The organism is Anaeromyxobacter terrae, from assembly GCF_022690685.1.
Classification (GTDB): domain Bacteria; phylum Myxococcota; class Myxococcia; order Myxococcales; family Anaeromyxobacteraceae; genus Anaeromyxobacter; species Anaeromyxobacter terrae.
Genome location: NZ_JALCYY010000025.1, coordinates 59,289 through 78,954 on the forward strand (window position 1 = coordinate 59,289; position 19,666 = coordinate 78,954).

At 74.0% G+C, this 19,666-nt stretch carries 20 protein-coding genes and 1 tRNA gene; 14 read left to right on the top strand and 7 right to left on the bottom strand.

Translation table 11 applies throughout. The features are described 5' to 3' along the window. Nucleotides 1–49: 49 nt before the first annotated feature. Nucleotides 50–1,075, top strand: a complete 1,026-nt coding sequence (kdd, locus tag MNY62_RS12985) for an L-erythro-3,5-diaminohexanoate dehydrogenase (protein ID WP_242344602.1) — start codon at nt 50–52, stop codon at nt 1,073–1,075. A 91-nt stretch (nt 1,076–1,166) separates the two neighbouring features. Here the strand turns inward: kdd and MNY62_RS12990 are convergent, their stop codons facing one another. Then, nucleotides 1,167–1,805 carry a DUF2845 domain-containing protein gene (locus MNY62_RS12990; protein ID WP_242344603.1) on the bottom strand — a complete coding sequence of 213 codons (639 nt, stop codon included), beginning with the start codon at nt 1,803–1,805 and terminating at the stop codon, nt 1,167–1,169. A 186-nt stretch (nt 1,806–1,991) separates the two neighbouring features. Between MNY62_RS12990 and MNY62_RS12995 the strand changes: the two genes are divergently transcribed. From MNY62_RS12995 to MNY62_RS13020, 6 genes are read left to right on the top strand one after another with little or no spacing between them, the layout of a single operon-like run. Then, a complete protein-coding gene (locus tag MNY62_RS12995) occupies nt 1,992–2,618 on the top strand; it encodes a DUF4129 domain-containing protein (protein WP_242344604.1) in 627 nt (208 codons plus the stop codon). After that, a complete protein-coding gene (locus MNY62_RS13000; RefSeq protein ID WP_242344605.1) occupies nt 2,615–3,913 on the top strand; it encodes a DUF4350 domain-containing protein in 1,299 nt (432 codons plus the stop codon). The genes MNY62_RS12995 and MNY62_RS13000 overlap by 4 nt, the downstream gene beginning before the upstream one ends. Beyond that, nucleotides 3,867–4,823, top strand: a complete 957-nt coding sequence (locus MNY62_RS13005; RefSeq protein ID WP_242344606.1) for an AAA family ATPase — start codon at nt 3,867–3,869, stop codon at nt 4,821–4,823. The genes MNY62_RS13000 and MNY62_RS13005 overlap by 47 nt, the downstream gene beginning before the upstream one ends. After that, on the top strand, nt 4,820–6,133 hold the full coding sequence (locus tag MNY62_RS13010; protein ID WP_242344607.1) for a DUF58 domain-containing protein: 1,314 nt from the start codon (nt 4,820–4,822) through the stop codon (nt 6,131–6,133). The genes MNY62_RS13005 and MNY62_RS13010 overlap by 4 nt, the downstream gene beginning before the upstream one ends. Next, nucleotides 6,130–7,119 (top strand): stage II sporulation protein M, encoded by a 990-nt coding sequence (locus MNY62_RS13015; RefSeq protein WP_242344608.1) that lies wholly within the window; start codon nt 6,130–6,132, stop codon nt 7,117–7,119. The genes MNY62_RS13010 and MNY62_RS13015 overlap by 4 nt, the downstream gene beginning before the upstream one ends. After that, complete coding sequence (locus MNY62_RS13020) at nt 7,116–7,982, top strand: RDD family protein (RefSeq protein ID WP_242344609.1); 867 nt, start codon at nt 7,116–7,118, stop codon at nt 7,980–7,982. Before MNY62_RS13015 ends, MNY62_RS13020 begins: the two co-directional genes overlap by 4 nt. Before the next feature lie 51 nt (nt 7,983–8,033). Here the strand turns inward: MNY62_RS13020 and MNY62_RS13025 are convergent, their stop codons facing one another. Then, nucleotides 8,034–8,867, bottom strand: a complete 834-nt coding sequence (locus tag MNY62_RS13025; RefSeq protein WP_242344610.1) for a hypothetical protein — start codon at nt 8,865–8,867, stop codon at nt 8,034–8,036. A 464-nt stretch (nt 8,868–9,331) separates the two neighbouring features. On the opposite strand from MNY62_RS13025, the gene MNY62_RS13030 reads away from it, so the two are divergent. The 4 genes from MNY62_RS13030 (at nt 9,332) to MNY62_RS13045 (ending at nt 12,710) form a co-directional block, all read left to right on the top strand. Next, a complete protein-coding gene (locus MNY62_RS13030) occupies nt 9,332–10,759 on the top strand; it encodes a hypothetical protein (protein WP_242344621.1) in 1,428 nt (475 codons plus the stop codon). A 196-nt stretch (nt 10,760–10,955) separates the two neighbouring features. Then, nucleotides 10,956–11,041 (top strand) — tRNA-Leu (locus tag MNY62_RS13035). Between the two features lie 108 nt (nt 11,042–11,149). Beyond that, complete coding sequence (locus MNY62_RS13040; protein ID WP_242344611.1) at nt 11,150–12,037, top strand: ATP-binding protein; 888 nt, start codon at nt 11,150–11,152, stop codon at nt 12,035–12,037. 301 nt (nt 12,038–12,338) lie between these two features. Beyond that, entirely contained in the window at nt 12,339–12,710 is a 372-nt protein-coding gene (locus tag MNY62_RS13045) for a response regulator (RefSeq protein ID WP_242344612.1), read from the top strand. A gap of 33 nt (nt 12,711–12,743) precedes the next feature. Here the strand turns inward: MNY62_RS13045 and MNY62_RS13050 are convergent, their stop codons facing one another. Further along, nucleotides 12,744–13,262 carry a hypothetical protein gene (locus MNY62_RS13050; RefSeq protein WP_242344613.1) on the bottom strand — a complete coding sequence of 173 codons (519 nt, stop codon included), beginning with the start codon at nt 13,260–13,262 and terminating at the stop codon, nt 12,744–12,746. A gap of 25 nt (nt 13,263–13,287) precedes the next feature. Next, nucleotides 13,288–13,746 (bottom strand): DUF2203 domain-containing protein, encoded by a 459-nt coding sequence (locus MNY62_RS13055; RefSeq protein WP_242344614.1) that lies wholly within the window; start codon nt 13,744–13,746, stop codon nt 13,288–13,290. Nucleotides 13,747–13,790: 44 nt separating this feature from the next. On the opposite strand from MNY62_RS13055, the gene ffh reads away from it, so the two are divergent. The 3 genes from ffh to MNY62_RS13070 all read left to right on the top strand — a co-directional run bounded on the left by ffh (nt 13,791) and on the right by MNY62_RS13070 (nt 17,646). Continuing rightward, nucleotides 13,791–15,443 carry a signal recognition particle protein gene (ffh, locus tag MNY62_RS13060; RefSeq protein WP_242344615.1) on the top strand — a complete coding sequence of 551 codons (1,653 nt, stop codon included), beginning with the start codon at nt 13,791–13,793 and terminating at the stop codon, nt 15,441–15,443. 9 nt (nt 15,444–15,452) lie between these two features. Beyond that, a complete protein-coding gene (gene amrB / locus MNY62_RS13065) occupies nt 15,453–16,358 on the top strand; it encodes an AmmeMemoRadiSam system protein B (RefSeq protein WP_242344616.1) in 906 nt (301 codons plus the stop codon). 166 nt (nt 16,359–16,524) lie between these two features. Continuing rightward, nucleotides 16,525–17,646 (top strand): hybrid sensor histidine kinase/response regulator, encoded by a 1,122-nt coding sequence (locus MNY62_RS13070; RefSeq protein WP_242344617.1) that lies wholly within the window; start codon nt 16,525–16,527, stop codon nt 17,644–17,646. A gap of 43 nt (nt 17,647–17,689) precedes the next feature. On the opposite strand, the gene MNY62_RS13075 is transcribed toward MNY62_RS13070, so the two are convergent. From MNY62_RS13075 to MNY62_RS13085, 3 genes are all read right to left on the bottom strand, one after another. Then, on the bottom strand, nt 17,690–17,875 hold the full coding sequence (locus MNY62_RS13075; protein WP_242344618.1) for a hypothetical protein: 186 nt from the start codon (nt 17,873–17,875) through the stop codon (nt 17,690–17,692). Then, nucleotides 17,872–18,924, bottom strand: coding sequence for a TIGR04552 family protein (locus MNY62_RS13080; RefSeq protein ID WP_242344620.1), 1,053 nt, complete (start codon nt 18,922–18,924; stop codon nt 17,872–17,874). Before MNY62_RS13080 ends, MNY62_RS13075 begins: the two co-directional genes overlap by 4 nt. Nucleotides 18,925–19,150: 226 nt before the next feature. Then, nucleotides 19,151–19,666 (bottom strand): AgmX/PglI C-terminal domain-containing protein (locus MNY62_RS13085; protein ID WP_242344619.1); only part of this gene is annotated, 516 nt, incomplete at its 5' end.

Here is a 19,666-nt window from a genome sequence, read left to right on the forward strand (position 1 = left end):
CGCCTCGTCCCTGGCGCCCGGCGCGACCTCCTCCTAAGCTCTCGCGCCCATGGATCCCTACGGGCTTCGCCGCGTCGTCTCGCCGAAGGGCGCGCTCCCCCAGCGCGCCGACGTCCTCGATCCCTCCCTCCCCCTCGGCGAGGACGAGCTCTCGATCGCGGTCGAGGCGCTCAACGTGGACGCGGCGAGCTTCCGGCAGATCGAGGGCGCCGTAGGCCGCGACCCGGCGCGGATCGCGGCCGAGGTGCTCCGCATCGTCAGCGCGCGGGGGAAGCTCCAGAACCCGGTGACGGGCTCCGGCGGCATGCTCATCGGGCGCGTGCGCGCGGTGGGGGCGCGCCACCCGGCCGCGGCGACGCTGCGCCCGGGCGACCTCATCGCGACGCTCGTCTCGCTCTCGCTCACGCCGCTGCGCCTCGACCGGATCCGCGCCGTCCGCCCGGAGATCGACCGGGTCGAGTGCGACGGCGAGGCAATCCTGTTCGCGAGCGGCCTCTGGGCGCGACTGCCGGCCGATCTCCCCGAGACGCTCGCGCTCGCCGCGCTCGACGTGTGCGGCGCCCCCGCGCTCGCCGCCCGCCACGTCCGGCACGGCGCGCGCGTCCTCGTGCTCGGGGCCGGCAAGTCCGGCCTGCTCGTCGCGGCGCACGCGCGCGAGCTCCTCGCCGGCACGGGCGGCGAGGTGGTCGCAGCGGATCGCTCCGAGGCCGCGCTCGCCGCCATCCGCGGCGCGGGCGCCTGCGACCGGACGATCGCGCTCGACGCCACCGACGCCGTCGCCGCGCTCGCTGCGGTCGAGGCGGCGGGCGGGCCGTTCGACCTCGTCGTGAACTGCGCGAGCGTCGCCGGCACCGAGATGGCCTCCATCCTCGCCGTCCGGGACGGCGGCACCGTGCTCTTCTTCTCGATGGCGACGAGCTTCACCGCCGCCGCCCTCGGCGCCGAGGGCGTCGGCAAGGACGCGACGCTCCTCGTCGGCAACGGCTACGTCCCGGGCCACGCCGAGCTCACGCTCGACCTGCTCCGCCGGAACGCGAAGCTGCGCGCGCTGTTCGAGGAGCGGTACGCGCGGTGAGCGGATCGCGCCCGCGGGTGGCGCGCCGTCCGGATCGTGCTCGCGCGCCTGCCTTCCGCCCACCGCCGCTCGCGGCGGAGCGCGCGCTCCCTCAGCGCTGGTACCCGTATCCCCCGCGCTCGACGGCGACGACCTTGCCGTTCTCGAGCGTGACGATGTGCACGAACTGATTCGGGCCGAAGTCGTAGGTCCACACGTCCACCTCGACGGACCGCTCGGCGGTGATCGTCGACTCGCTCGCCTCGAGCCGTTGCACCTGTCGCACGTCCTTCGCGGCCGGCTCGCCGCACCTCGCGAGCAGGTCGAGCTTCAGGTCGCCGACCTTGAGCCTGGAGGAGTCGCACGAGGCGGGCTTGCTCTCGCGGGCCGCGGCGACGTCCCCGGACTCGTACCCGTAGCTGCCGCGCTCGATGCCGATGACCTTGCCGCCCTCGAGCGTCACCACGTACATGAAGCGCTGCGGCCCGAAGTTGTAGGTCCAGGCGTGGACCACCGTGCTGACGCGCACCCCTGACACGGCGCGCGAGCCCTCGTCGCGCACCGCCGTCGCGCTCTCCTCGGTCCGGCTGTCCCGCAGCGCGGGCTCGCCGCACTTTCCGAGGACGTCGAGCTGCGAGTCGCCGAGCGAGATCACGCCGCGGTCGCATCGGAGGGACGACTCCGACGCGCGCGAGGCGGTCGCCGCCGCGAGGAAGACGAGCGCCAGGGCACATCGAGCGGTCGTGTTCATCGCTTCACGGTATCACCGGGACCGCTGTCGGGGGTTCTCGCATCGTGAGCGCCGTGGGCCGCGCCCGCCTCGTCCGGCGTGCTGGCCGGCGGCCTCGTCCACCCACATCGCGCACCTCCGCGCGACCTCGGTCCGTGAAGCGAGCCCGTCCTTGTGGAGCCCGCCGGCCCGTTCTACCCTCGGGAAATGCCGCTCCTCGCCGGGCTCGTGGCCGCCCTGCTCGCCGCCGCGCCCGCGCCCGCATCGCCGGGGTCGGCCCCGCGTTCCGCCGAGTCGATCCAGGCGCGTGCAAACGAGATCCTCGCGCGCGGCGACCTCCAGACGACGCTCCCGCACGCGTGGAAGCCGGTCGAGCTCCCCGACCTCCTCGCGCGCCTGCTGGTGGTCCTCCTCTACGCGGGGCTCGCCCTCCTCGCGGCGCTCGCCGGCACCTGGCTGTTCCGTGCGCTCCGCGCCGGCACCCGGGATCCCGAGGTCGAAGGCGCGCCCGGAGCGGGCGCGGGCCCGGAGCCGATCCCCATCCCCTCCGCGGAGGCCGCCGCGGCGGCGGGCCGGTACGGCGAGGCGATCCACGCCCTGCTGCTCGACACCCTCGCGGCCCTCTCGCGCGCCGCGCGACTCGCGCCCTCGCTCACCTCGCGCGAGATCGTCGGGCGCGTCCGGCTGGCGGCTCCCGCGCGCGAGGCGCTCGCCGGCCTGGTGGCCGCGGTGGAGCTCTCGCACTTCGGCGGCGCCGCGCCGGGCGAGGCGGACTACCGCGCCTGCCTCGACCGGTTCCACGTCTTCCTCGAGAGCTACCGGGGCACGACGTGAGCGGGCCCTCCTTCTCCCGGCGCGGCGCGACCTGGCTCGCCGTCGCCGCGGTCGCCTCGCTCGCCGCGGCCGGCTTCCTGGGCGTCTTCGGAGACGAGCTCTCCGAGCCAGCGTCCGTCGCGCCCGGCGCGTACAGCCGGTCCGCCATCGGCCACCGCGCGTTCGTCACGCTCCTCCGCGAGCTCGGGGTCCCGACGCTCGTCTCGCGCCACCGGACCGCGGACAAGGCCGCCGACGGCGCGGTCGTCGTCCTGGCCGAGCCGGCGCTGGAGCCTCGTCCCTTGTCCCCTTGGAGAGGGCCGGCCGAGAGAGACGGCAGGCGGGCCGCGGTCGCGGAGGAGATCGCCGCGGGCGCGTCGCGGCTGCTCGTCGTGCTCCCGAAGCGGACCGGCTACCCCGATTCGAATCGGCCGCGCTGGCTCGGGGGCGCGGACCTCCTGCCGCTCGGGGAGGTCCGGCGGGTCCTCGAGGTGCTCGAGCTCGACGCGGAGGTGGTCCGGCCCAAGCAGATCACGGCGCCGCGCGGCGCCCTGCCGGCGCCCGCGCTGGACGCGCCGCAGCTCCTGCGCTCCCCGCCCGACGAGATCACGCCCCTCGTCTGGTTCGAGCAGGGCATCCTCGCCGGCGAGGTCGTCGACCAGGAGACGGGTCGCCGGATCGTGGTGCTCTCGGATCCCGACGTCCTCGCGAACCACGGCCTCGGACGCGGCGAGAACGCGGCGCTGGTGCTGCGGCTCGTCGAGCGCCTCGGCGCGGGCGAGGTGCCCGTGGTGATCGACGAGACGCTCCACGGCCTCGACGTCCAGCCGTCCGTCGCCCGCGAGCTCTTCAGATTTCCCCTCGCCCTCGCCACGGCGCAGGCCCTGCTCGTCGCGGCGCTCGCCGTCTGGGCCGGGCTCGTCCGCTTCGGCCGGCCGCGGCCTCCCGACGCGCTCCTCGCGCCCGGCAAGGCGTTCCTGGTCGAGAACACGGCCGCGCTCCTCGGCCACGGCGGGCACGTCGCCCACGCGCTCGGCGCCTACCTGCGCGCGGCGAAGGACGAGGTGGCGCGGCGGCTCCGGGCGCCCGGCGACCGCGCCGAGGCCCAGGACGCCTGGCTCGCGCGGCTCGCCGCGGCGCGCGGCCGGGACGGCGCGCTCGCGGCGATCGAGGCGCGCATCCGCGCGCTCGGGGGGCGGCGGCGCGGGGCGGAGGAGGACGCGCTGCGCGCCGCGGTGGAGATCCACGCATGGCGGGAGGAGATGACGCATGGAGCTGACGGCGATCCGAGACGTCACCGAGCGACTCCGGGCTGAGGTCCACAGGGTGGTCCTGGGCCAGGACGGCGCCCTCGACCTCATGCTCGTGGCGCTGCTCTCCGATGGGCACGTCCTGCTCGAGGGCGTCCCGGGCACGGCGAAGACCCTGCTCGCGCGCGCCTTCGCCGCCGCGCTCGGGATCGGCTTCAACCGCATCCAGTTCACGCCGGACCTCATGCCGGGCGACGTCATCGGGACGAACCTGTTCAACTTCCAGACGAACGCGTTCTCGCTGACGCGCGGCCCGGTGTTCACCGACGTGCTCGTCGCGGACGAGATCAACCGCACGCCGCCGAAGACGCAGGCCGCCTTGCTCCAGGCCATGCAGGAGCGGGCCGTCACCATCGACGGCACCACCCACCCGCTCTCGCCGGGCTTCATGGTGCTCGCGACGCAGAACCCGATCGAGCAGGAGGGGACCTACCCGCTCCCGGAGGCGCAGCTCGATCGCTTCCTCTTCAAGGTCGGCGTGGGCTACCCGTCGCGCGACGAGGAGCGCGCCATGGTGCGGGTGCACGGCCACCGCACCGCGACGCCGCCCCTCTCGGAGTTCGCCATCTCCGCGGTCGCGTCGCTCGAGGACCTCGCCGCCATGCGCGCGACGGTCGCGGCCATCCGCCTCTCGGACGAGATCGTGGACTACGTCGTGGACCTCGTGCGCGCGACGCGCGCGCGGGCGCAGCTCCTGTGCGGCGCCTCCCCGCGCGCCGCCAACATGCTCGCCACCGCGGCGCGCGCGCTCGCCGCCACCCAGGGGCGCGCGTTCGTGATCCCCGACGACGTGAAGGCCCTCGCGCAGCCGGTGCTCCGCCACCGCATCGTCCTCGCCCCGGGCGCGGAGATCGAGGGCTCCACGCCGGACGCCGCGGTCGCGAGCGTCCTCGAGGAGGTGGAGGCGCCCCGGTGATCCACCCGACCCGCCGCGCCATCCTGCTCGCAGCCGCAGGCTTTCCGGTGGCGCTCCTCCCCGCGCTCGTGCACCCGCGGCTCTGGGGCGCCTGGCTCGCCGTCGCGGCCCTCACGGTCGCCGCCATCGCGGTCGACGCGATCCTGGCGCTGCCGCCGGGTGCCCTCGCCGCATCGATCGAGGTCCCCGAGTCGATCTTCGTCGGCGAGGCGGGCGCCGCGCGCGTCGTCCTGACGGCGGCACGCGGGGCCGCGGCGGTGCAGGTCGTCGCCGATCTGCACGCGGACCTCGACCCCCAGCCGGCGGCGGAGCTCCACGTCCGCGCCGGCGAGCCGGCGGCGCTGGCGCTCGAGCTGCGCGCCCGGCGGCGCGGGAGGCCCACCGTCGACGCGCTCTGGCTCCGCTGGCCGGGCCCGCTCGGCCTCGCCGCGCGGCGCAAGCGCGTCGCGGTCGACCGCGCGGTCGCGGTGCTGCCGAACCTGCGCCCCGTCCGCGCCGCGGCGTTCCGCTACTTCGGCGCCCGCGAGCTCTCCGCCGGCGTGCAGGTCGAGCGGTTCGTCGGCGACGGCTCGGAGTTCGACGCGCTGCGCGAGTGGGTGCCCGGGCTCGACCCGCGGGCCATCAGCTGGAAGGCGACCGCGCGCCACCGCAAGCTCCTCGCCCAGGAGTTCCGCGCCGAGCGGAACCACCAGGTGGTCCTCGCGCTCGACACCGGCCACCTCATGGCCGAGCCGCTCGACGGCGTGCCGCGCCTCGACCACGCCGTGACCTCGGCCCTCCTCCTCGGCTACGTCTCCCTCCGCCTCGGCGACCGCGTGGGGCTCTACGGCTTCGATCGCGCGGCACGCGCCTGGACGGAGCCGCAGGGCGGGCTGGGAGCGTTCCCGCGCCTGCAGGCGGCCTCCGCCGGCCTCGCCTACTCGACCGAGGAGACGAACTTCACCGTCGGCCTCGCCGAGCTGTCGGCGCGGCTGCGGCGACGCTCGCTCGTCGTGGTGTTCACCGAGTTCGTCGACACCGTGACCGCGGAGCTCATGCTCGAGAACCTCTCCCGGCTGGCGCGCCGGCAGCTCGTCGTGTTCGTGTCGCTGCGCGATCCCGGCGTCGAGGCGCTCGCCGGGGCGGCGCCGCGGCGGCTCGGGGACGTCTACCGCGCGGTGGTCGCCTCCGAGCTCGTCCGCGAGCGGGAGCGCGTCCTGGCGCGGCTGCGCCGCATCGGCGTCCACTGCGTGGACGCTCCCCCCGGCGCCGTCTCGACGCGCCTCGTGAACCGCTACCTCGACATCAAGCGCCGGGAGCTCATCGCGTGACCGTCGTGCTGAAGAGCGCCGCCTTCCGCGCGGAGCGGGAGCCCTCGTGGCGCGAGCTCGAGGGGCTCCTCGACCGGGTCGAGCGCTGGGGCCTGCCTTCCCTCGCTGCCGGCGAGGTCGCGCGGCTGCCGGCGCTCTATCGCGCCGCCCTGTCCTCCCTGTCCGTCGCGCGCGCGATCTCGCTCGACCGGAACGTCCTCGACTACCTGGAGACGCTCTCGGCGCGCGCGTACCTCGTCGTCTACGGAACGCGGCGGCACCTCCGCGACGCGCTCGGAGACTTCTTCGTCCGCAGGTTCCCGGGAGCGGTCCGGGCCCATCGGCGCGAGCTCGCGCTCGCGATCGCCCTCATCGCGGTCGGCGCGGGGGTCGGTCACGCGCTGACCGCGGCCGACGCCGAGCGGTTCTACGCGTTCGTGGCACCGGAGATGGCGCAGGGGCGCGGCCCGACCTCGTCGACCGAGTCGCTCCGCGAGGTCCTCTACGCGCCGCGGGACGCCGCGCAGCTGCTCAAGACCTTCGCGATGTTCCTCTTCCAGCACAACGCGACCATCGGCCTGCTCGCGTTCGCGGTGGGGTTCGCGGGTGGCGTCCCGTCAGCGCTCCTCCTCTTCACGAACGGGCTCGTCCTCGGCGCGTTCGGCGCGCTCTACCGCTCGCGCGGTCTCGCGCTCGACTTCTGGGGATGGGTGCTGCCGCACGGCGTGACCGAGCTCCTGGCCGTGGCGCTGTGCGGCGCAGCCGGGCTCGCCCTCGGGCAGGCGGTCCTGTTCCCCGGCCGCGAGGAGCGGCTCGCCGGGCTCGCGCGCCGCGGGCGGGAGGCCGGCGTCCTCGCGGTCGGCGCCGTCGCCCTGTTCTTCGCCGCCGCCCTGGTCGAGGGGCTGTTCCGGCAGCTCGTCCACTCGGTCCCGGTGCGCTACGCCGTCGCCGCTGGCACGTTCCTCTTCTGGACCGTCTACCTCGGTCGCGCCGGGAGTCGGGCGTGACGCACGGCGGGGCGCGCACGCGCGAGGTCGTGACGCCCGACGGCGTGCCGCTGCGCTTCGCGATCGCGCTCGCGGGCGACCGCGCCGGGGCGTTCCTGCTCGACTACCTCCTCGTGCACGCCGCGGTGCTCGTCGCGGTGCTCGCGATCTTCCTCCTGGTGGGGTGGGCGGCCGGTGCAGACCTCGCGCTGGCCACCGCGCTCCTCGCGTTCTTCCTCGTCCGCACCTTCTACTTCACCTTCTTCGAGCTGACGTGGCAGGGCCAGACGCCCGGCAAGCGCAAGCTCGGGATCCGCGTCATCGACGCACGCGGCGGTCCGCTCACGGCCGAGGCGATCATCACGCGGAACCTCACCCGCGAGGTGGAGGTGTTCCTGCCCATGACGGCGCTCGCCGGCCCCGACCTGGTCTACCCGGGCGCGCCGGCGGGCGTGGCCATCGCGGCGCTCGGCTGGATGCTGCTGTTCGGGCTGCTGCCGCTCTTCAACCGCGATCGCCTGCGCGTGGGCGATCTCGTGGCGGGGACGATCGTCGTGCGCGCACCCGACGCGCGGCTGCTCGACGATCTGGTCGCCGCGCCGGCGTCGCCCGCGGCGGAAGGCCTCGCCTTCACGCGCGAGCAGCTCGACGTGTACGGAGAGTACGAGCTGCACGTCCTCGAGGGATTGCTCCGCGATGGGCCCGCGGCGCGCCCGGACGCGATGGCGGCCGTCGCGGCGCAGATCCGGGAGAAGATCGGGTGGGAGGCCCCCGCGCCGGACGACCGCGCGTTCCTGCGCGCCTACTACGCGGCGCTGCGCGGTCGGCTCGAGCGGCGCCTGCTCCTGGGCAGACGCCGGGCGCACAAGCTCGACCGCTCCTGACGGAGGCGGCGCGATCCGCGCCTCGCGGATCGCGCCCGCCGACGGCCGGCCCTACCCGAAGACCTTCACGAGCGAGGCGGTGTCCACGCCCTCCTTCTCGGCGCGCAGGTCGTGGTACGCGACGGCGGGCGCGATCGCGGGGAGCGACCCGAAGGCGAGGTTGACCACGGTGGAGATCCCGAGGCCGACGACGGCCGCCGCCTGACCGAGCGGGGCCGCGACGAGCGGGAACACGAAGTTCACGATCGCGCTCATGCCCATGAACACGACGAAGAAGACCAGGAACGCGGCGAAGATGGCGAGGCGCCGGCCCTTCGTGAGCCGGAAGCTGCGCCGCACGGAGCCGAAGACCCCGTTGCGCTCGACGACCGCCACCGGGACCGACACGCACATCGCCGTCAGCAGGATCAGTCCCGGGACGACGAGCAGCACGAATCCGAGGACCAGCGCGACGTAGCAGACCACGCCCACCCCGAGCACGGCCGGGGCGCGGCTCAGGCCCGCCCGGAGGAGGTCCGCGAACCGGACCGGAAGGCCGGCGAGGCTCTGGATCGCCCCGTAGGTGAGCGCCGCCATCTGCACGAGGGCGAGCACCATCATGGCCACCCAGACGACGGCGAAGGATCCCATGACCGCAGACATCCTCGCCGGGTCCACCTGCGTGCCCGGCGTCCGGAAGAAGAGGTCGCCGACGCCGAGGCCCCAGCCGAGCGCGAAGACCGGAACGTAGACCGCGAGCGCGAGCAGCGAGAACTTCACCAGGTTCCTCCGCCAGATCGAGAAGCTGCGGGAGAGCAGGTTGCCGACGGTGAAGTGCCGCTCCGCGCCGACGGCGAGCGGTGCCGGCGTCGGCGGCTGGGCGGGGATCATTGCGGGCTGGCTCATCTCGTGACCTCCAGGGAGAGACGGCGAGCATAGTGTGCACCCACCGTGACGTCGAGGATCCACAAAGTGTGCGGGCTCCGCCCACAGCCCCTCGCCGCGCCGCGTTGCGGCGGGATCTCTCGGCCCGCGGGCCGCGGAGCGCCCCGACGTGACGCGGCTTCCGTGCAGCGCTCCCTCCTCGCGAGCGCTGGCCATCGTCGCCAGGGGCCGCCCACGGGAGGCCTGGACCTCACCCGCGCGCGGCGTGGTGGTAAGCGCCTCGGAGCGGCTCTTGCCCGCCCGCCGTCCCGGCCCCGCGCTGCCGGGTCGGGGGGTGAGCGCTCCCGCCAAGTCTCCATCCGTTGACGCGGCGTTCCTTCGCCGAGGTTGCTGAGTTTCCGGACCTTCGCGCGCTGCAAGAGCTACACGCAACGTGCGACCGGCACGACGCGTGAATGAGTCCTGCTCGGCAAGGAGGGGCTCGAATGCGACGATGGCTCGGCGTGGTGACGCTCGCGGTCGGCCTGGGGTGTGACACCGGTACGGGGGGCAGGGCGCCGCTCCCTGCTACACCCGCACCCGACGCGGCCCCGGACCCGGTGGCGTCTCCGTCTTCGACCCCGGCCCCGAACGCGACGCCGACGGCGACTCCGATCCCCGCCGAGCCAGCGACGCCGCTCCCGGGCGCGACTCCGACGCCGACTCCGGCGAAGCCCGCGTCGCCGCTGCCGACTCCGGCGACCCCGACCGAGCCTGCCACGGCGAACCCGACCGTCCTGCCCGCGACACCAGGACCATTCGCCTGGGCGGGCACGCGGCGCATCGGCGTTCCGTTCGAGCAGGAAGACGGCAACTTCGTCGTGCGGCTCCCGTCCGGCGGCGTGCTCGTCGCCGGGAACGGCATCGGCACCTTCGAGCCCCACCTCCCCAGCGACGTGAGCTACCTCCACGGCTTCCTCGCCTGGCTCGACGAGACGGGCGCGTTCCTCGGAGCGCGCGACGTGGGCGTCGAGAGCGGCGCCACCATCGACGGGTTCGCCGTCTCGGCGGAGGGAAACATCGCGATCGCCGGCTGGTTCGTCGCATCGGGCGGTGCGTTCGTCGAGCTGCGCGATCCTCGCGGCGAGCCCTTGTGGCACCTCGACCTCTCGTCTCCGGACGGCGCGGTGGCGCCTTACGGCGCCGTGTTCGCGCCTGACGGCGACCTCATCGTGGCGGGCTCGTCGTATCCGCCTCCCGATCCGGCCGACCCGACGGCGCGCGGACCCTGGGTCGCGCGCTACGACGCCACCGGGAAGCGGCGGTGGCTGCGCGTGCTCGGGCGCGACGACACCGGCTACGCGCGTGCGCCGGTGCTCGCACCGGACGGCGGCATCGTGGTCGTCGGGCGCGCCGGAGGGTCCTTTGTCGCGCGCCTCTCGCCGAGCGGCGAGCTCGCGTGGCTCACGCGTCTGCCGATCCTCCACTACGCGGGACCCGACGACGTGGGGGTGGACTCGCGCGGGGAGGCGTACGTTGCCGCGACGACGGGGGATCTCGACGCGTACCTCGCGCGCGTCGACGCGACCGGCCACGTCGTTTGGGTGAGGACGATCGTGACGGCCGGCATCGACACCGGGAGAGGTGTCGTGGTCTTCCCCGCGGGCGGAGCGGTGCTCGTGGGCAAGCTCGGCGGCGACTCGGACAGCTTCCAGAGCGGCGGATCGCGCGCGTTCGCGGCGCGGTTCACGGCCGAGGGAGACCGGACGTGGCTCACCGAGATCCCGCTCTCCGCCGGCGGGTACGCGAGCGGCGCAGCGCTCGAGCCCGACGGCGGCGTGCTCGTCGTCGGCGCCGTGGACGAGCTCGGGGGCGGCTCCTTCTCCCGGGACGCCTTCGTCGCGCGCCTCGACGCTTCAGGGGTCGTGAGATAGGTGCCCGCGCGGCGCCTTCCCGGTCGGGCGCGGCTCTCGGCCACGTCGTTTCGACACCGCTCCGCCGGAACGCCGATCCCGCGCGACGCTCGCACGCCGCCGCCAGCCACGACGGAGGGCCAGCGTTGCCCTCTCGACCGCGACGATTCGCTGTCGTTCGACTGGACGATCGGGCGAGAATGCACGAGACGATCGAGGGGCCGTGGCGGAACTGGCAGACGCGGCGGACTTAAAATCCGCTGCCGCGGAAGCGGCGTCCCGGTTCGATCCCGGGCGGCCCTACTCTCCCATCTCGCCGGGTCTCGGCACCGTCGCGGCCGCGGCTCGGGCATGCGTCACTGAGGGCCCGAGCTCTCGCGAGGCATCCGACGCGGGTGCTATCGTCACCCGATGCCGCTCGATCCCGACGTCCAAGACCAGCTGCGCCGCGTCCTCTCGTCGATGGAGCTCTTGCTCCCGAAGCCGATCGAGAAGCTCGACTGGGAGAGGTGCCACGCGGCGAACTGGAGGCGCCACTCGTTCGCCGGCTACCTCGAGCCGGTCGCGAGCGTGGAGGGCATCCAGCTCTCGGACCTGCTCGGCATCGAGGAGCAGAAGCGCGTCGTCGAGGCGAACACGCGCCAGTTCCTCGCCGGCTACCCTGCGAACAACGTCCTCCTCTGGGGGACGCGCGGGACGGGGAAGTCCTCGCTCGTGCGGGCGCTCCTGCGCGCCTACGCTCCCGAGGGCCTGCGCATCATCCAGGTCGACAAGGACGACCTGGTGAGCCTCCCCGCCATCGTGGACGAGGTCGCCGGGAAGCCGTACCGCTTCATCCTCTTCTCGGACGACGTCTCCTTCGAGGTCGGCGAGTCGAGCTACAAGATGCTGAAGAGCGCGCTCGACGGCTCCGTGTACGCGCCGCCCGAGAACGTCCTCATCTACGTCACGTCCAACCGGCGCCACCTCATCCCGGAGTTCGAGACGGACAACCTCGGGGCGCTGCTCGTCAAGAGCGAGATCCACCACGGCGAGGCAGTCGAGGAGAAGATCTCGCTCTCCGGGCGGTTCGGCATCTGGGTCGGGTTCCACGCCTTCTCGCAGGACGAGTACGTGGCCGTGGCGAGGCAGTGGGTCACGAAGCTCTGCGAGAAGGCAGGCGCCGAGCTGGCGTGGAACGGGCAGGCGGCAGAGGCGGCCATCGCCTGGTCGAACCAGAAGGGCGATCGCAGCGGTCGCATCGCGTACCAGTTCGCGAGCCACTGGGTGGGCCAGAGCCTGCTGCTGCGGTCGCGCTAGCGGACGGTCGAGCGATCCCGACTCTGCTGGCGATCGGCGCGAGGCCCGCCCGCACGCCCGTCAACGACGCACTGCGTCCCAGAAGTGGCCCGGGTCGACTTTACTGACGATCCCGGAACGATTCGGTTCGGGCAACGCGTTTGCACCTTCAGCGGCCTCGCGAGGCCCGGGCTCCGCCCTGCGACATTCTCCGTGTCGGTACGGCACGGTGGCGTGGCGGCGGTTCACGGGCTCGGCGGGGGACACGAAGATGGCATTCATCCCAGCTCAGGCACACCCACTGTCCTCCGTCGCCCGCCGCATGCGGTCACGCGGAGCCATCCTCATCGTCGAGGACGATCCCGACATCCGGGAGGCGCTCGCCGAGGCCCTCGGCTGCGAGGGCTACGACGTCGCGCTCGCCGAGAACGGGCAGGACGCGCTCGACGTGCTGCACGACGGCCCGCGACCGGACGTCATCCTCCTCGACCTCCTCATGCCCGTCATGAGCGGGTGGCAGTTCCGCCAGGAGCAGCTCGCGGACCCAGCCCTGGCGGGCATCCCAGTAGTCATCGTCTCGGCGTCGCCCCCCGGTGACGCCCATCCGGACCGCTACCTCCCGAAGCCGTTCAGCATCGACGACCTGCTCTCGGCGGTGGCCGAGCTCTCCGCCGCCGCGGCTGACCGGATCTGAGGCTCGACTCCGGACCGCGGCGCGACGCCTGGATCACGCCCGCCGCGCCGGCCCGCGAGCGGCCTCCGGCACGAGCTGGTGGAACAGGCTCGACTCGCGCTTGAAGAAGCCCTCGGTGTGAAACGACCACTCGAGCCCGAGCACCTCGAGGTCGAGGTGGTGAACGAGCTCGTGGAGGAGCGTCCTGAGGAAGGTGCGGAACGCGACGACGCGCGCGTGGCGGGCGGTGCGCATCCAGACGCGGATGCAGGGCGGCTCGTCGGGATCGGGGGTGTAGAGGCCGTGCAGCTCGCCCCAGTCCGCGCTCGGCCGCACGGCGTGGATCTCGAGCTTCGGGGTGCGCGCGCCGAGGGCCCGGGAGATCCCGGCGCACAGCGCGAGCGAGGAGCGCGCGACCGCCTCGCCGTCGTCGCGCGCGAGGGCCTCCCGCAGCGCCTCGACGTCCGGATGGAGCGAGGAGACGCCCGGCACCGGGATCGCCGGGACCGCGTCGCTCGCCCGGTAGATGGCCTTCTCCCGGGGTGAGAGGCGCGCGTAGTACGCGAACGGCACGGCGGCGGCGCCGGGGCGCCCTCCCTCAGTTCCGGAACGCGGGCGGACGGACGCTCACCCCGGCGATCTCCTCGCGGGCCGCGAACCCGCCCTCGAGCGGGTGCCAGTGGCTCACCGCCGGCTCGCCGAACTGCCAGCAGAGGAACGCCGGCTCGCCCTCGACCACCGCGTAGAAGTCCACGAGCCCGATCTCGACGTCCTTCACGAGGCAGCCCATGCCGTTCACGCGCTCGATCACGGCGGTGATCTCGCCCGCCAGCCGCTCGAGGCGGGCGGCGTCCGCCTCCCTGCCCTCCGGGGGGTCGCCTCCCTGGAGGAGGGCGACCGCGACGTCGGCGCCGCCGAGCGACTCGACGAGCGGGGCGAGCTCGGCGCGCGCGGCCGCGAGGCGCCCGAAATCGAGCTCCAGCGCGGCCACGAGCGCGTTGGCCTCCTCGACGGTGAAGAAGCGTGGACCCACGTCCATGGGCGGATTCCCAGCCATCACCGTGTTATAAGCCCGGCCCTGGCGGAGGCACCCGGAGTCCCATGCTCGAGACCGTATCCAAGGGGTTCAAGGCAGCGCGGAACAAGCTGAAGGGGCGGACGGAGATCACCCCCGAGGTGGTCGACGACGCGCTGCGCGACATCCGCGTCTCGCTCCTCGAGGCCGACGTCTCCTTCGACGTCGTGAAGCGCTTCGTCGCGCGCGTGCGCGAGAAGGCCATCGGCGAGGTCGTCGAGACCAAGGTCAAGACGGAGAAGGGCGTCGTGCGGGTCACGCCGCAGGACCACTTCGTCAAGATCTGCCACGACGAGCTCGAGGCGCTCATGGGCCCGGTCGACACCTCGCTCCGCGACGCGGCGCGGGGCCGGCCGACCGGCGTGATGATGGTCGGCCTGCAGGGCTCCGGCAAGACGACCACCGCCGGCAAGATCGCGAACAAGCTCCTCAAGGAGGGGAAGAAGCCGCTCCTCGTCGCCGCCGACGTGTACCGCCCCGCCGCCGTCGATCAGCTGAAGGTGCTCGGCGAGCGGCTCGGCGTGCCGGTGTTCCACGAGCCCGGCGTGTCGCCGCCGGAGATGTGCCTCCACGCCTTCGAGGCGGCGCAGCGCGAGAAGGCGAACGTCGTCATCTACGACACCGCGGGCCGCCTCGCCGTCGACGAGGAGCTCATGGTGGAGCTCGAGGACATCAAGCGGAACGTCGCGCCGGAGAACATCCTCCTCGTCGCCGACGCCATGATCGGCCAGGACGCGGTGAAGACCGCGGCCGAGTTCGACCGCCGCCTCGCGCTCGACGGCTTCATCCTCACGAAGCTCGACGGCGACGCGCGCGGCGGCGCGGCGCTCTCCATCAAGGAGGTCACCGGCAAGCCCATCAAGTTCCTCGGCATGGGTGAGGCGCTCGACCGGCTCGAGGAGTTCCGCCCCGAGGGGCTCGCCTCCCGCATCCTCGGGTTCGGCGACATCGTCGGCCTCGTCAAGGACTTCGAGCAGCACGTCGACGAGGAGACCGCGGAGGCCGAGGCGCAGAAGATCCTCTCGGGCGACTTCACGCTCGAGGACTTCGTGAACCAGATCCGGCTCGTCCGGAAGATGGGCCCCCTCGGCGACCTGATGGAGAAGTTCCCGCTCTTCGGCGACCTGCCGGAGGGCTTCCAGTTCGACGACCAGGCGCTCACCAAGATCGTCGCGATGGTCGACTCGATGACGAAGGTCGAGCGACAGCGCCCGGACGTCATCAACGACGCGCGCCTCAAGCGGATCGCGCGCGGCTCGGGTCGCGGCGAGAAGGAGGTCCGGGACCTCCTCAAGCAGTACAACTCGATGCGCGGGGTGATGAAGCAGATCGGCTCCGCCCCCGGCCTGCTCTCGCGGCTGCCCGGAGTGAAGCAGCTCATGAGCCTGCGCAAGCTCCAGGGCAAGGGCATGGAGGACGTGCTCGGCGCCGACGCGCAGGCGGTGGAGCGCGCGCTGTCGGGCGGGCTCGTGCCCGACGCGGCGATGGCGCAGCAGATGGGGCTGCCGAAGGGCTACACGCCGCCCATGTCCGCGGGCGCCATGGCGCGCGCGCGGCTCATGGGCTACGCGCCCGAGCCGATCGCGCTCGAGTCCAAGAAGGACCGCGACGCGCGCAACAAGAAGCGCAAGGCGGAGCGCCAGGCGCGCAAGAAGGCGCGCAAGCGCGGCCGTAAGTAGGAGCGGGCGATGGGCGGCGCGGTCGACGGCGAGACCTCCGGCGCGCTCTCGACCTTCCGCGCCCTCCCCTCCCGCCCCGCCGCCTGGGCCGGCGCGGTCTACCCCGACGACCCGGCCGCCCTCCGCAGCGCGCTCGACGGCTGGCTCCGCGACGGGGCCGCGCCCGCGCCGTCCGGGCCGGTCCGGCTCCTCGTCGCACCGCACATCGATTACCCGCGCGGCGCCGCCGGCTACGCCCGCGCCTACCGCGCGCTCGCCGCGACCGACGCCGACCTGTTCGTCGTCTTCGGCACGGCGCACGCGACCCCGCCGCACCTCTTCACCCTCACCCGCCTCGACTACGCGACGCCGCTCGGCCCGGCGTCGACCGATCGCGCTGCGGTGGAGGCGATCGCCTCGCGGCTCGGCGAGGCGGAGGTGCTCGCCGACGAGCTCTGCCACGCCGACGAGCACTCGGTGGAGCTCCAGGTCGTCGTGCTGCGCCACCTCCTGCGCCGACCGTTCACGGTCCTGCCGGTGCTCTGCTCGAGCATCTCCCACCTCGCCGCGCCGGCCGACGCGACGCGCCCCTTCCTCGCCGCGCTCGCCGCCGCGACCGCCCGCCGGCGCGTCTGCTTCGTCGCCGCCGCCGACCTCGCGCACCTGGGCCCGCTCTACGGCGATCCGGCCCCGCCCACGCCGGCCGAGCTGTCGGCGCACGCCGCCGCCGACCGGCGCACGCTCTCGTATCTCGCGGCTGGAGACGCGGAAGGGTTCCACCGCGACGCGGTCCGCGACGACGCCCGCCGGCGGCTCTGCGGCGTCGCCCCCATCTACGCGGCGCTGCGCGCGAGCGGGCGCGGCGCGCGGCTCCTCCACTACGCGCAGTGGACCGACGGAACGGACTCGGTGAGCTTCGCCGCCGCCGCCGGGTGAGGCTCCGGAGGCGGGCGAGCGCCCGCACGCCGCCCCCCCGAAGGCCGAGGGACGCGCGCCCTGGACGAGCGCGCTGCGGACTCCGCGCATAATCTCCCACATGGCTCGACCGCGTGGCCGCGGCGACCGGCCCCGACCCGAGACCTCGCGAGAGACACCCGCCGCAATGCCCCCCACGCGCATCCTCAACGTCAACGACCGTACTGCCGCCCGCTACCTCGTCTCCCGCATGCTCCGCAGCGCGGCCTTCGAGGTGGACGAGGTCGAGACGGGCGAGGAAGCCCTCGCGGCCGTCGCGGCGGCCCTGCCCGACGCGGTGGTCCTCGACGTGCGGCTCCCCGGCATCGACGGGTACGAGGTCTGCCGCCGGCTGAAGGCGTCCGCCGCCACCTCCTCCGTCCCGGTGCTCCTCACCTCCGCCGCGCTGGTGGACTCCGGCGACCGCGTCCACGGGCTCGAGGCCGGCGCGGACGCCTACCTCGTCCAGCCGTTCGAGCCGGCCGAGCTCGTCGCGCTCCTGCGCGCCCTCCTCCGCACGCACGCCGCGGAGCGGCAGGCGCAGGCGCTCGCGGCCGAGCTCTCCGAGGCGGTGCGGGTGCGCGACGAGTTCATGGCGGTCGCCTCGCACGAGCTCAAGACGCCGATCACGAGCCTGCAGCTCCGGCTCGAGGCGCTCGGCCGCGAGCTCGCCGGCTGCGAACCGCGCCTCGCCGCGAAGCTCGACGCGGCGCTCCGCCAGACGGGACGGCTCGCAGGCCTCGTGGACGGCCTCCTCGACGTCTCGCGCATCGCCTCCGGGCACATGCGCCTCTCGCGCGAGGAGCTCGACCTCTCCCGCCTCTCGCGGGAGCTCGGCGCGCGGTTCGCGCCCGACGCGCGCCGCGCAGGCTGCCTCCTGTCCATCGTGGCCCCCGCGCCGGTCATCGGCCGGTTCGACCGGCTCCGCGTCGAGCAGCTCCTCTCGAGCCTGCTCTCGAACGCGCTCAAGTACGGCGCCGGCAAGCCCGTGCACGTCGACGTGACGGCGGCCGAGGGCGTCGCCCGCCTCGAGGTGAGGGACGAGGGCATCGGCATCGACCCCGCGGACGTCGAGCGCGTCTTCGGCCGCTTCGAGCGGGCGGTCTCGCCGCGCAACTACGGCGGGCTCGGGCTCGGCCTATTCATCGCGCGCCAGATCGCCGAGGCGCACGGCGGCGCGATCGTCCTCAGCAGCCAGCCGGGCGAGGGGGCCCACTTCACCGTCGAGCTCCCGCTCGAGGCGGACGTCGTGGTCTCCGCGGGGACCTGATGGCGCTGTCCGCGCCCCACGCCCGGGCGCGAGGGTCCGCGCGCTAGCTCTCGTCCTCGTCCGTCGCGACCGCCTCGCCGTACTCGATCGCGCAGCGCGCGCAGAACTCGTTCGGCGGCGGGGCCGACGGCACCGCGATGGTCTTCCCCTCGGCGCCGCAGACCTGGCAGCGGCCGGGCAGCTCCACCTCGCCCCGATCCACCGGGCTGTCCTTCGTCGTCTCCCTCATCCCCCACCTCGCTTCCCCTTCTTCGGGACGACCAGCCCGCGCGAGAGCCGCCGCAGCACGCGGTGGTGCTGCCGGCGCTTGTAGCGCTCGTGCGACGAGTCGCCCTCCTCGTTCCGCGCCGCGGTGGCGGCGTCGACGACCTGGAACTCGACGAGGGAGAACACGATCCGGCCGAGCTCGTCCGCCATGGGATCGAGCTGCGGCAGGAGATCGTCGATCCGCACGGGCAGGTCGACGACGAAGTTCAGGACCCGGAAGTCGCGGCCGCTGAACTCGTTCCGGCGCGCGGCCGGGTCGCGCCGCTCGAGGTCCGCAGGGAGCTGCAGCTCCGCGGCGATCGCCGGTCCGTGCGGGTGGGCGGCGAGCAGCTCCTGGAAGCGGACCAGGCTGTTCTGCGTCTGGCCGGGCACCGCGTAGTTGAACGGGAAGAGCGTCTGGGTGAGGTGCCACACGACCGGCGCGATCTGGTCGGTGCGCTCGGTCACGACCCGGTAGCGGACGCGGTCGAACACCTGGGCCGCGACGGACTCCTTCTTGGCGAGGAGCTTCGTGACGAGCGAGTCGCGCGACTTGGAGTTGCCGGCGAACTCGACCACCGGCAGGCCCGCCGCGCGCATCCGGTCCGCCTCGGTCATGATCCGCCGGTGCGCGCGCTGCGCGAGGTCGGACTCGCGGAGCGGCGTGCGGAACAGGAGCTCGCGCGCCTCGAGGTGGTGGATCACGTGCATCACCTTGAGCACGACGCAGGCGATCCGCCGGAAGCGCCGGGGATCGAGGGTCCCCGAGGCGAGGAGGAACAGGTCTCGGACGTCCTCCGGCTCGGCGACGGGCGCGGCGACGCGGTAGCCGAACACGGAGCGGAGGTACTCGACGGCCTGGGCGAGGATGGCGCGCAGGCGCCGCACGTCGCGGGCGTCGTCGTGGTCGAACTGGTTCAGGCGGAGGTAGGACTCCACCTCCGTCCGATCGCGGAAGTTGAGGCGGCGCCAGTCGATGACCGAGCCGCCGCGGAGGATCACGCGCAGCGCCTCGAGCTCGGCGATGCCCATCCGCTCGAGAGGTCGGTACCCGCCGGTGGGCGCCGGCGCGAGCTTCGTGTGCAACGCCACCTCTCCTGGTCCGCGGGGTCCGCGGGACAGTGGCAGCGGCGCGCCCGCCGGTCAAGCCGGCCCGGCGGGCCGTCCGCGTGCTCGTCCGCTCGCTCGAGCCGGCGTCCGGCGCGGCATCCTGTCGCGGGGGCGCGCGCGACGCGCCACCCCCGCGACGGCCGTCGGATCAGAACCGGAACGGGAAGGTGACCTCCTGACCGCTCGTCGTGGAGCGGGGGAACTTGATGCTCTTCACGACGCCGGCGAGGCACTGGGCGAACTGGCCGCTCGCGAACTCGGGCGTGAGGCACTTGACGTCGCGCACCGAGCCGTCGGCGTTGATGAGCCAGCGCATCTTGAGCGTGCCGGTGGCCTCGGCGTCGCGCGCCTTCTGCTCCGACATGCAACGCTGCAGGCTGTCGATCCGCTGCGCGACCGCCTCGTTGATCTGCGCGGAGCTGAGCTTCGCGGGAAGCTCGCCGCCCGGGCGCGGGGGGACGTAGACGGACCGGCGGGAGGCGGTCGAGCCGCCGCCGAGCGCGTCGTCGAGGGCCGCGTCGTTCGACTCGAAGTCGAGCACGTCCTTCTTGCGGGCAGGGGCCGGCGCGGGGGTCGGCGCGGGCGCGGGCGGCGGCGTCGCCTGGGCGACGCGCGTCTCGCGCGGGCGCGCCGGGGGCGGCTCGCGCCGGACGGCGCGGGCGGG